Consider the following 11,897-nt stretch of genomic DNA (forward strand, 5'->3'; position numbering starts at 1 on the left):
ACCATTGTATAATAACCATACAAACTATACTTCTATTTTGTGACCCGGAAACCTATTCCCCTGGAAACAAGAATGGATTGATACTGCTGCGGGCGAATCCTTCACCTTCCATTTTGGCATCAAGAATAAGCGAGGCCAGATCATCAGCAACCGCTTCAACTTGTGGGTCTTTTTCCTGATAGAGAATTTTCAGGTAAGTGCCGCAATCACCACAACTTTCCGCTTTTACTGCCGCCAGTTCACTGTCCAGTGACCAGTAATTCAAATCACGGGTCTGTTCGCAGTTACTGCATTTGATTCGGACCACATGCCACTCGCTTTCACACAAGTTGCAGTGCAGATAACGTAAACCGTTTTGGGTACCGATATGCACCACGCTGGAGACCGGAATACTGCCGCAGACTGGGCAGAACTGGCGATGTTCACCATATTCAGCTCGCGCCTTACCGGGGATCTGGCTGGCCATCTGCGCCCAATACAACGATAAAGCCGCCCAGATGAATGGCGCTTTTTCACTGCCGATTTGGGCAAACTCGCGGTTTAACAGCGCATCAGCATACAGTTCCAGCTCATGTACCGATGCCTTATCCAGATTATCCAATACGGCCACAATATGATCCGGGGCATCAGGGCGTAGTTCAGCAATCAGTGCTGACAGGAGCTTACGCCAATGTTCAGTGCGAGGAAAAACACTCAGATCCAGGGGCGGTTTACCGCTGGCAGCGGATTGCTCCAACTCAGCCTGCATATCCAACACCAGCGGATGGTCATGCAGCGCTTTTTGCTGCGCTTGGGTAATTTTAGCCGCAAAATCCAGATAATCGGACAACGGGTTATCCAGCGCAAGTTGCTGTAAACGTTCAGTGCGCCGGGTATACAGGCTTTTTAAATTCGCGAAAAGTAACGGCGGGATATTCCCCGCCGTTGTGCCTTTTTCGCTTTGTTTTCCTAGTTGATCTTTAGGGACAATGCGAATACTCATCAGGGTTTCTCTTCCTGTTTTTTCTGACGCTGACTTTTGGCGTTAACCTCACGGTACCAGCGCGGATGGTGCTTTTTCGCCCACGCCGCCGGTACCCAGCCTTCTACCATCGCGGTAATGGTGCCCTTAACCCACAGGGCAGCATAAACGTGCACCATAATCACGATAATTAACCCGACCGCCGCCAGCGAATGCACCAGCAGTGCCAGGCGAATCAGCGGGATCGGGAAGGAAGGCGCAAAATAAGGCCGCCAGATAACAACACCACTGGCCAACAACAACACCAGACTGATAATAGCAGCCCAGAATACGCACTTCTGACCGAAATTATAGCGCCCCGTGTCGCCGACTTCCTCATTCATGGCGATTTTATGGATATTTTTAGCCCATTCCAGGTCTTCCTTATTGATCAGATTATGTTTCCAGTAACGGAAAAACATGATCAGGAAGGCGGCGAACATAATCACCCCGGCAAAGGGGTGAAGGATGCGTGCCAACTGCGGCGTACCAAAAATATTCATCAGCCAGTTAAATGACGGGAAGAAGAACCCCAAACCACTGATAGCGGCCAGTATAAAGCAGAAGGCCACTATCCAGTGGTTGATGCGCTCCGGCGCGCTGTAGCGCTGGATGCGTTTTTCTTTTTTCATTTGGGCGTCTCCCCGTCGTCTGAGTGCTCAGCGGTGGTCTGCTCCGGTGGCGGCAATGACGTGTCAGCAGGTGTTGAATCCGGCTTATCGTCTTCGTTCTCCTCTTCTTCAACCCGGTTCGGGCCGACACCCACATAATGGAAGATACTGGCCGCAAAGGTTGCAGCGAAGCCCACCGCTGCCAGTGGTTTCCAGATCCCCTTCCAGAAGGTGACTGTCGGACTGATGGTCGGGTTCTCCGGCAGACCATGATAGAGCTGCGGTTTATCCGCATGATGCAGTACATACATCACATGGGTGCCCCCCACGCCAGCGGGGTCATATAACCCTGCGTTATCAAAGCCACGAGTTTTCAACTCAGCAACCCGGCCCGCAGCGACTTCTTTCATTGACTCTTTGGTGCCAAAGTGAATCGCTCCGGTCGGGCAGGTTTTCACACAGGCAGGTTCCTGGCCAACACCAACGCGATCGACGCACAAGGTACATTTATACACCCGGTTGTCATCTTTGTTCATGCGCGGCACATCGAACGGGCAACCGGCGATGCAGTAACCACAGCCGATACAGTGTTCTGACTGGAAATCGACGATACCATTGGCATACTGAATGATTGCCCCTTCCGACGGACATGCCTTCAGGCAGCCGGGGTCAGCACAATGCATGCAGCCATCCTTACGGATCAGCCACTCCAGCTTGCCGCTCTCTTCATCTTCAACTTCAGAAAAACGCATCACCGTCCATGATTTAGCGGTCAGATCTGCGGGGTTATCGTACACCCCGACGTTATGACCGACTTCATCACGGATATCATTCCACTCCGAACACGCCACCTGACAGGCTTTACAACCGATACAGGTGGTGACGTCGATAAGCTTGGCCACCTCTTGCTGGTGGTTACGATCCTGTGGCGGCGGCGTAAGGGAGTTGGTGCCGGAGCGCCGTATAATGTCTTGGGTTTGCAGTGACATAGGTTCTCTCCGTTACACCTTTTCCACGTTGACCAGAAACGCCTTGAACTCTGGCGTTTGCGTATTGGCATCACCGACAAACGGTGTCAGGGTATTGGCCAGGAAGCCTTTTTTCGCCACCCCTTCGTATCCCCAGTGGATCGGGATACCAATAGTGTCAACTTCCTGCCCATGAACATTCAGCGTACGAATACGTTTGGTCACCACCGCCTTGGCTTTGATATAGCCACGGTTGGAACTGACTTTCACGGTATCGCCCTGCTTAATGCCCTTTTTCGCTGCCAGTTTTTCGCCAATTTCCACAAACTGTTCTGGCTGTGCGATAGCATTGAGCAGCACATGCTTAGTCCAGTAGTGGAAATGCTCGGTCAGACGATAAGTGGTACCGACATACGGGAACTGCTCATGAGAACCCATTGCGGCCAAATCGTCTTTAAACACGCGCGCGGCCGGGTTGGATATCACATTCGGGTGCAGCGGGTTGGTGCCCAACGGCGTTTCAAATGGCTCATAATGTTCCGGGAACGGTCCTTCTGCCATTTTGTCGATGGCAAACAGGCGGCCCATGCCCTCTGGCTGCATGATAAACGGCCCGACATCGCTACCCGGTGCCGCGGCACTGTAATCTGGGATATCAACGCCACCCCATTTGGTGCCATCCCACTCCAGCAACTGGCGTTTCGGATCCCACGGTTTACCTTGTGGGTCAGCAGAGGCACGGTTGTATAGAATGCGGCGGTTAAGCGGCCATGCCCACGCCCAGCCCAGTGTATTGCCAAGGCCGGATGGGTCAGCGTTATCACGGCGTGCCATCTGGTTACCGGCCGGTGTCCAACTACCGGCAAAGATCCAGCATCCACTGGCGGTAGTACCATCATCACGCAGATGAGCGAAGGTACTGAGCTGCTCGCCTTTTTTGACCAGCACTTTGCCGTCAGCATCGGTGATATCAGCCAGTGCTTTACCATTGCTTTCCTGTGCCACTTCTTCTGGCTCTGGATTGTCTGGCGTCAGATAATCCCAGGTCATATTGAGCACCTGTTCTGGCACTGCACCACCGTCCCGATGGTACATGTCACGCAGACGACTAAAGATACCTGCCAAAATGGCACCATCGTTCAATGCTTCGCCCGGTGAATCAGCACCTTTCCAGTGCCATTGCAGCCAGCGGCTGGAGTTAACAATTGAACCGTTTTCTTCAGCAAAACAACTGGATGGCAAGCGGAACACCTCGGTTTGAATTTTCGATGGACTGACATCGTTAAATTCACCGTGGTTTTGCCAGAAATTCGCGGTTTCAGTATTGAGCGGGTCAATAGTTACCAGGAATTTCAGTTTCGACAGTGATGCTACTACTTTGTTTTTGTTCGGGAACGACGCGACCGGGTTAAAGCCCTGGCAAATATAGCCATTCACTTTACCCTGCGACATCATCTCGAAATATTGTAATACGTCATAGCCTTTATCCCACTTCGGCAACCAGTCGTAGCCCCAGCCGTTCTCTTTCTGGGCTTTATCACCGTAGAAACTTTTCATCAAACTGACGAAGAATTTCGGGTAATTGCTCCAGTAGTTAACCTGGCCCGGCAACAGGGTTTTCGGCGTGTTGGCCTTCAGATAAGTGTCAATATCCGGCTGTTTTTCTGACGGCAGATTCAGGTAGCCCGGCAAGCTTTGTGACAGCAAACCCAGGTCAGTTAAACCCTGAATATTAGAGTGACCGCGCAAGGCGTTAATACCGCCCCCCGCCATGCCCATATTGCCCAGTAACAACTGGATCATCGCCATGGTACGGATGTTCTGCGCGCCAACCGAGTGTTGTGTCCAGCCCAGCGCATACAGGAATGTGGCGGTTTTATTGGACACACTGGTTTCGGCGAGATATTCGCAAACCTGCAAGAAATCTTCTTTTGGCGTACCGCAAATATTGGAGACCACCTCTGGCGTGTAACGGCTGACGTGTTCTTTCAGCAAGTTCCACACACAGCGCGGGTCTTGCAGCGTGACATCGCGTTTGGCAAAGCCGTTTTCATCCAACTGGTAATTCCAGGTGGTTTTGTCGTATTTGCGATTTTCGGCGTCATAGCCACTGAACAGGCCGTCATCAAAGGTAAAGTCTTCCCGCACCAGCAAGCTGGCGTTGGTATAAGCTTCGACGTATTCGCGGTTAATTTTGTTGTTGGTCATCAGATACAACAACACGCCGGACAGGAACGCGATATCGCTACCGGAGCGGATTGGCGTATAGAAGTCCGCCACCGATGCAGTACGAGTAAAGCGTGGGTCTATCACCAGCAACTTGGCATTGTTGTGGATTTTGGCTTCCATCGCCCAGCGGAACCCCACCGGATGCGCTTCTGCCGCATTACCGCCCATGACGATAATTAAGTCTGCGTTCTTGATGTCAACCCAGTGGTTGGTCATCGCACCGCGACCAAATGTTGGAGCAAGACTTGCTACCGTTGGTCCGTGTCAGACACGTGCTTGGTTGTCTACGGCAAGCATGCCGAGAGCGCGACTAAATTTCTGGGTCAGATAACCCGTTTCGTTACTGGATGCCGAGGCACACAGCATACCGGTACTCAGCCAACGGTTGACGGTAACACCGGCGTCGTTGGTCTTAATGAAGTTAGCGTCCCGGTCTTCTTTCATCAGCTTGGCAATGCGGTCAAATGCATCATTCCAAGTGATTCGCTGCCATTTATCTGAACCCGGAGCACGGTATTCAGGATATTTCAGGCGGCTTTCGCTATGGATAAAATCCACCAGCCCTGCACCTTTCGGGCACAGCGCGCCACGGTTTACCGGATGGTCCGGGTCCCCTTCGATATGGAAAATACTCTCTTTGGCGTTTTTTGCGCCGTCACCGAGGCTATACATCAAAAGCCCGCAACCAACGGAGCAATATGTACAGGTATTCCGCGTCTCACGGGCGCGCAGCAATTTGTAATTGCGCGTTTCCGCCAGCGCCACTGACGGCGTAAAGCCGAGTGCCGCGACCGTGGTTCCTGCCATACCGCCAGCGCAGATCTTAAAGAACTGCCTTCTGCTGACCTGCATGGGTCTCTCCTTCGTTCATTGTCACATTATTTCAGTTCACACTTCCCTCAACGAAACCGGAAGCGCTAAAATCGCTTACGCGATATCACCTTTATCGGTGTGGGATACATTCTTCTGGAAATAGAATTATACCCATACCATTCTTAATGTGAATGTTACCACATTGTGATTATGGGTTATAACTTTCAGGGCCGCATAGTGAGCCAGATCAAACCTTCAACAATTGACCTCTCCACCGGAATCTGCGGTGCAAAACAACTTAACGTGCTACAGCGCCATCAAATGGCCGAGCCGCAATTGGATTGGCTGGCGGAGGAAGTGCCGGTAGCGCTGGTCTACAACGGCATTTCCCATGTGGTGATGATGGCAACCCCGAAAGATCTGGCAGCATTCGCGCTAGGTTTTTCGTTGTCAGAAGGCATTATTAGCGCCCCACAAGATATCTACGCCATTGATGTGACACCAGGCTGTAATGGCATAGAAGTTAACATTGAGTTATCCAGCCGTCGCTTTGCCGGTTTAAAAGAGCGCCGCCGGGCTATGGCCGGCCGCACCGGATGTGGGGTCTGTGGTATTGAACAGCTTGATGATATTTTTCGCCCCATCACCCCTCTGCCTTTCACTCAGACCTTTAATTTGAATCAACTCGATAACGCACTGGCACAACTCAAGCAGGTACAAACTGTGGGTCAGTTGACGGGTTGCACTCATGCTGCGGCCTGGATTAATCCGAAAGGTGAATTGTTGGGTGGTTGTGAAGATGTGGGCCGCCATGTCGCACTGGATAAGCTGCTGGGGATACGGGCCAAACAGCCGTGGCAGCAAGGTGCTGTGCTGGTTTCCAGCCGTGCTAGCTATGAGATGGTGCAGAAAACCGCAATGTGCGGTGCAGAGATTTTATTTGCTGTTTCTGCTGCAACAACCTTAGCGGTTGAAGTTGCCGAGCGCTGTAATCTGACGCTGGTTGGCTTCAGTAAACCCGGTAGAGCAACGGTTTACACCCATCCGCAGCGGATTAGCGAATAGAAAGACCATACAATTAGTACGGCATTGATAATCATTTTCAATATCATTTAATTAACTATAATGATCCGAATGCTTACGCGGCGCTTACTTTTTTTGCGCCGCCCTACACTACGGAGACGATGATTATGAGTTACTCACTGCCATCCCTGCCTTATGCTTATGACGCCCTGGAACCCCACTTCGATAAGCAGACGATGGAAATCCATCACACCAAACACCACCAGACCTATGTTAACAATGCAAACACGGTGTTGGAGAGCTTCCCTGAGCTGGCTAAATTCAGCGTTGAAGACCTGATCAAAGATCTGGACAAAGTTCCTGCTGAAAAACGCACTTTTATGCGTAACAACGCCGGCGGCCACGCTAACCACAGCCTGTTCTGGAAAGGGCTGAAACTGGACACAACCCTGAAGGGTGATCTGAAAGCCGCTATTGAGCGCGATTTCGGCAGCGTAGATAGCTTCAAAGAGAAATTTGAAGCTGCTGCGGCAACCCGTTTCGGTTCTGGCTGGGCTTGGCTGGTTCTGAAAGACGACGGCAAGCTGGCGGTTGTATCTACTGCTAACCAAGATAGCCCACTGATGGGCGAAGCAGTTTCTGGCGCATCAGGCTTCCCAATTATTGGCCTGGATGTGTGGGAACACGCTTACTATCTGAAATTCCAAAACCGCCGCCCAGACTACATCAAAGCATTCTGGAACGTGGTTAACTGGGACGAAGCAGCAGCGCGTTTCACTCAAGCCAAATAAGCCGCATAAACCGTATGTTGCATATCCAAAGAACGTGGAGTTGCAGCTAACAACCCTGTAGCTTCAAGTCCGAAGGATACATGCCAGCAAGGTCATCTTGCTGGCATTTTTATTGCTAAAGTTTAGCCAATTTCTGCCGATAGATTGTCCAAGAAGGGCGTTGGTATTCATGGATATAAAGCTCATGAACTATACCCTAAATAATTCGAGTTGCAGGAAGGCAGCCAACGCACATGCAACTTGAAGTATGACGGGTATATCGTTTGGGATAAGTACTCTTGCCAAGGCTACCCCACATACCACCAACTCCCCAAAATCTTCTAATAACTAGACCTCCCCAAACTCACCTACGCTGATTGATTTGCATCAGAGACACCGCATAACGGAGAAGAACATGGCAGTATTTAGCAACGTTTTTGGCAGCTTTGAAAATATGAAAGTCGGTAAAAAGCTGGGATTAAGCTTTTTCCTGATGTTGTTGCTGGTCGGGATCATCGCCGGTACCACCGCTTATCATTTCTCCGTGATTGAAGATCATGCTTATAAAGTTGACCTGAGTTACAAAGTTAACGATGAATCCAATCAGGCAAAATATAATCGCGCATTATATGAACGTACCTACTCTCTGCAATACATCAAAGAAAATTCTCAACATATCAATAATATAAAAAATCTTCTGACCCAGAGCGAAAGTCTTAGTTGGTCGGCAGATAACCGCAAAACCATTAGCAGTATTTCCGATGTGGTAGAGGAGTATCTGCAGCAGCAGAGTAACTTCGTCAATGCCGTAGCCCATAAAGATGATGTGCGCAAAAGCTGGAATATTTCTGAAACCCAGAAGAACCTCAACGAGCTGCAACAAAGCCTACTTAATGAAGGGGCAGATACCAATACCCAAATCCTGCTAGCAGAGATGAACCAGAAGTTGATGACCGTACGCTACAACGCACGCGGCTTATTGCTGGATCGCAACCAGGATGCAGAGTCCTCGCTGATTACCTCAATCAATATCGCTAATAGTGCCGCAAATGCTTTTATGCCGGTGCTATCGGCCGAACAGCAAAAGCTGCTGGCTCCGGTTATCTCCAGCCTGAGTACCTATAAAGATAACGTACTGGCCTATTTACCGGCTTATCAGCAAGAGCTGGAGACCGGTAAAGTGATGGAGTCGAATGCCAACGAATTGAATAAACTGGCCACCCATCTGTTCACCCAAGAGCTGCAAGGGACCCACGCAGAAATCAATAATGCGCAATTGCAGTTAACTATTGCTGCCATTGCCGCACTGCTGTTTGGTCTATTGATTTCATGGCGCATGACCCGCCAGATCACGGTACCACTGCGCACCACACTGGCGATGGCAGAGCGCATTGCTACCGGTGATTTAACTGCGGCGACAACATCAAACCGTACCGATGAGTTGGGCCTGTTGATGAATGCCGTCGCCCGGATGAATGAAAACCTGCGCGCCATGATTGATGAGATCCGCATTGGTGTCAGTCAGGTGTCTCATGCCTCCGGCGAAATTGCTGCCGGTAATACCGATTTATCTTCCCGCACCGAACAGCAGGCTGCGGCTGTAGAGGAAACCGCTGCCAGCATGGAGCAGTTGAATGCCACGGTTAAGCAGAATGCCGATAATGCCCACCATGCTAATCAACTGGCAACCGAGGCATCACAAACCGCACAACAGGGCGGTAAGCTGGTTAACGATGTGGTGCGCACCATGAACGATATCTCCGGTAGCTCCAAACGTATCTCTGAGATTACTTCAGTCATTAACAGTATTGCTTTCCAGACCAATATCTTGGCCTTGAATGCTGCGGTTGAAGCCGCCCGCGCCGGCGAGCAAGGCCGTGGTTTTGCCGTTGTCGCCAGCGAAGTTCGCAATTTGGCACAACGCAGTGCACAAGCGGCGAAAGAAATTGAAGGCTTGATTGGCGAGTCAGTGACTCAGGTAAATGCCGGAACCACGTTGGTGCAAAATGCCGGGCAAACGATGGAGAATATTGTCCGCTCAGTGACCCATGTGCGCGATATTATGGCGGAAATTGCCTCAGCATCCGATGAGCAGAGCCGTGGTATCACGCAGGTTAGCCAGGCTATCTCTGAAATGGACAGCACCACTCAGCAGAATGCGGCCCTGGTGGAAGAGTCTGCCGCCGCCGCCGACTCACTGGCTGAACAAGCCATTTTACTGGCACAGGCCGTCGCCGTGTTCCGCCTATCCGATGCAGAGGCAGAATCGGCACAGAAAAACGTCGGTGCATCCGTGGCACCTAAAAGTACCCCAACACCTCGCTCTGGCACAGAAAGCAGTCGCACCACTCAGCACGATAATTGGGAAACCTTCTGATTATCCGCTAAACCGCGTTACCCGGCAGGAGTAGCCAATGCGGTTACTCCTGCCTATCTCGTCGTTTCGCTCAATCCTATCGATAACCTCTTTTACCTTGGAACCCTGCGGTCAGGCAGGGTATTCTGATTCTCCCTTCCCAACGCAGACAAGGAGAGCAGATGAAGTATCCTCAGGTTTATATCGGTAAAATCGAGCCTTATAACGGCAGTTCCCCGAGCGCGATTGGTAAACGTCAGGTTCAGGGTGGCATCATGCTCACGACGCTGGGATTGGAAGGGGATGAACAAGCCGAGACCCGCTTTCACGGTGGGCCGGACCGCGCCTTATGCCATTATCCACGAGAACACTACTCCCACTGGATAGAGCGATTCCCTGCACAGGAAGATATTTTCGCAGCACCAGCCTATGGCGAAAATATCTCAACCCTCGGCATGACGGAACAAAATGTCTATATGGGGGATATCTACCGCTGGGGAGGGGCAATCATTCAGGTGACTCAACCGCGTTCACCTTGTTACAAGCTCAACTTCCATTTCGCTATCGAGGAGATGTCGGCACTGATGCAGCAGACCGGTTATTGCGGCTGGCTGTATCGCGTAATTTCCACCGGTATTGTTAGTGAGGGCCATGCATTAGAGCTGTTGGCGCGCACCAGTGATATCTCGGTGGCAGAAGCGATTGCCATCGCCTGGCATATGCCTTTCGATAAAGAACAGTATCACCGCTTGCTGGCTGTATCAGGATTATCCACCAGTTGGAGTAAAACTATGCTAACGCGTCTTTCGCAAGGAAAGATCGAGGATTTCAATCGGCGGTTATTAGGTTCTTGATGTATTAATTATCAAATAATACAACACACGATCTTGCCAAGGACGGCAAGTTATATGAAAGAGCAGTAATTAAATAGGTAATTTTAATCACCACCTTGAATATATGATTGGGTTGTATTTGTAAATTTTATTAGAAATGATGATTATTTACTCCAATCCTCAATTCGCAGCTTTTTAACTCTTTCAAACTCTCTAATGTTATTAGTCACTAATATTGCTCCAGCCGAAATTGCGTGTCCGGCTATTGCTGCATCATTTCCGCCAATTGGCGTACCCTGCTTTGCCAGCTCAACTTTAATATTAGTGGTAGCATCTACAGCCGCTGCATCCCACGACAAGATAGCATCTAATCGTTTCACAAATTCATCTACTAAATAGTTATGTTTCGGTGATGCTTTCTTACCAATTGCACCAAACCGCATTTCTGAGTATGTAATGGCTGAAACGACTATTTTATTCTGATGCTCAATACACTGTTGTAATTTTATAATTAATTCAGCAGGGCGTTCCCGCATAATAAAAGAGCAAATATTCGTATCGAGCATATATATTCTTTTCATCATAATTCGAAGCGTCCCTCTTCGATAACGTCTTGTCTTTCCGTAAGAAAATCGTTATCCGCTTTATCTTCATCCATGAATGATACCCATGTAGGGCGGATAGGTCTTAAAATGATATTATCGCCATCTTTGAGTATTTCCAGTTCGGTGACACCCGCAAAGTCCATATCTTTTGGTAAACGTATTGCCCGATTTTGGCCATTTTTGAAAATAGAGACTGTTCTCATATTTTTACTCCTGATAATCGTGTCACTAAAGACACTAGCATATGCTTAGCATATGTCAAGAGAGATGAAAACCCACAACAAACCGGGTAGCGGCCATGCCACACACCCGGTTATTTCGAAAGTCGCAATTAGAACGCTTTTTTCGCGTAGCCGGTCACTTCTTTCAAGCCCATCTCACGGCCTAATGCCGTCATTGGGTGTACCACCACAATACCGCGTACCGCTTTCTTCAGCGTGCCCATATCCGCCTGCTCTTTTTTAGTAATAGCACGGCTGAACGGCAGTTGAGCTAGCTTTTGTGCTTCAGCACTCAGGTTTTTAACCCGCACTTCTTTCAGGCGCTGAATTTCAGCCGCCAGTTTCTCTTTTTCTTTCATATGCTGCGCGATCAAATCCATATTACCCTGTTGGATCACGGTAGGGTCTTTGTGGTTCAACGCATCCAGCATATCGCTTAGACGTTTGATTTCTGCATGTTCTTTCATA

11 protein-coding genes are annotated in these 11,897 nt (G+C 49.9%); 4 read left to right on the plus strand and 7 right to left on the minus strand.

What is annotated here, in order from left to right:
• Positions 1-52: 52 nt before the first annotated feature.
• The 4 genes from A6J66_016470 to fdnG are packed head-to-tail and all read right to left on the minus strand — an operon-like array spanning position 53 to position 5,660.
• On the minus strand, positions 53-982 hold the full coding sequence (locus A6J66_016470) for a formate dehydrogenase accessory protein FdhE (GenBank protein ID PNM25629.1): 930 nt from the start codon (positions 980-982) through the stop codon (positions 53-55).
• Positions 982-1,632 (minus strand): formate dehydrogenase cytochrome b556 subunit, encoded by a 651-nt coding sequence (locus A6J66_016475; protein PNM25630.1) that lies wholly within the window; start codon positions 1,630-1,632, stop codon positions 982-984. The genes A6J66_016470 and A6J66_016475 overlap by 1 nt, the downstream gene beginning before the upstream one ends.
• Positions 1,629-2,600 carry a formate dehydrogenase subunit beta gene (gene fdxH, locus A6J66_016480; GenBank protein ID PNM25631.1) on the minus strand — a complete coding sequence of 324 codons (972 nt, stop codon included), beginning with the start codon at positions 2,598-2,600 and terminating at the stop codon, positions 1,629-1,631. The genes A6J66_016475 and fdxH overlap by 4 nt, the downstream gene beginning before the upstream one ends.
• A 12-nt stretch (positions 2,601-2,612) precedes the next feature.
• Positions 2,613-5,660, minus strand: a complete 3,048-nt coding sequence (gene fdnG, locus A6J66_016485) for a formate dehydrogenase-N subunit alpha (GenBank protein ID PNM25632.1) — start codon at positions 5,658-5,660, stop codon at positions 2,613-2,615.
• 198 nt (positions 5,661-5,858) lie between these two features.
• On the opposite strand from fdnG, the gene A6J66_016490 reads away from it, so the two are divergent.
• From A6J66_016490 to A6J66_016505, 4 genes are all read left to right on the plus strand, one after another.
• Positions 5,859-6,686: a formate dehydrogenase accessory sulfurtransferase FdhD gene (locus A6J66_016490; protein PNM27051.1), complete on the plus strand. Its 828-nt coding sequence runs from the start codon at positions 5,859-5,861 to the stop codon at positions 6,684-6,686.
• A 125-nt stretch (positions 6,687-6,811) separates the two neighbouring features.
• Positions 6,812-7,435, plus strand: coding sequence for a superoxide dismutase [Mn] (locus A6J66_016495; GenBank protein ID PNM25633.1), 624 nt, complete (start codon positions 6,812-6,814; stop codon positions 7,433-7,435).
• 394 nt (positions 7,436-7,829) lie between these two features.
• On the plus strand, positions 7,830-9,791 hold the full coding sequence (locus tag A6J66_016500) for a HAMP domain-containing protein (protein ID PNM25634.1): 1,962 nt from the start codon (positions 7,830-7,832) through the stop codon (positions 9,789-9,791).
• Between the two features lie 161 nt (positions 9,792-9,952).
• On the plus strand, positions 9,953-10,624 hold the full coding sequence (locus A6J66_016505) for an MOSC domain-containing protein (protein PNM25635.1): 672 nt from the start codon (positions 9,953-9,955) through the stop codon (positions 10,622-10,624).
• A gap of 143 nt (positions 10,625-10,767) precedes the next feature.
• On the opposite strand, the gene A6J66_016510 is transcribed toward A6J66_016505, so the two are convergent.
• The 3 genes from A6J66_016510 to A6J66_016520 all read right to left on the minus strand — a co-directional run bounded on the left by A6J66_016510 (position 10,768) and on the right by A6J66_016520 (position 11,896).
• Entirely contained in the window at positions 10,768-11,187 is a 420-nt protein-coding gene (locus A6J66_016510; protein PNM25636.1) for a VapC toxin family PIN domain ribonuclease, read from the minus strand.
• Positions 11,184-11,411: an AbrB/MazE/SpoVT family DNA-binding domain-containing protein gene (locus A6J66_016515; protein ID PNM25637.1), complete on the minus strand. Its 228-nt coding sequence runs from the start codon at positions 11,409-11,411 to the stop codon at positions 11,184-11,186. The genes A6J66_016510 and A6J66_016515 overlap by 4 nt, the downstream gene beginning before the upstream one ends.
• A 128-nt stretch (positions 11,412-11,539) precedes the next feature.
• Positions 11,540-11,896, minus strand: coding sequence for a hypothetical protein (locus A6J66_016520; protein PNM25638.1), 357 nt, complete (start codon positions 11,894-11,896; stop codon positions 11,540-11,542).
• Position 11,897: the final 1 nt, after the last annotated feature.

The sequence above is a fragment of the Yersinia enterocolitica genome (assembly GCA_002082245.2).
GTDB classification, from domain to species: Bacteria; Pseudomonadota; Gammaproteobacteria; order Enterobacterales; family Enterobacteriaceae; genus Yersinia; species Yersinia enterocolitica_E.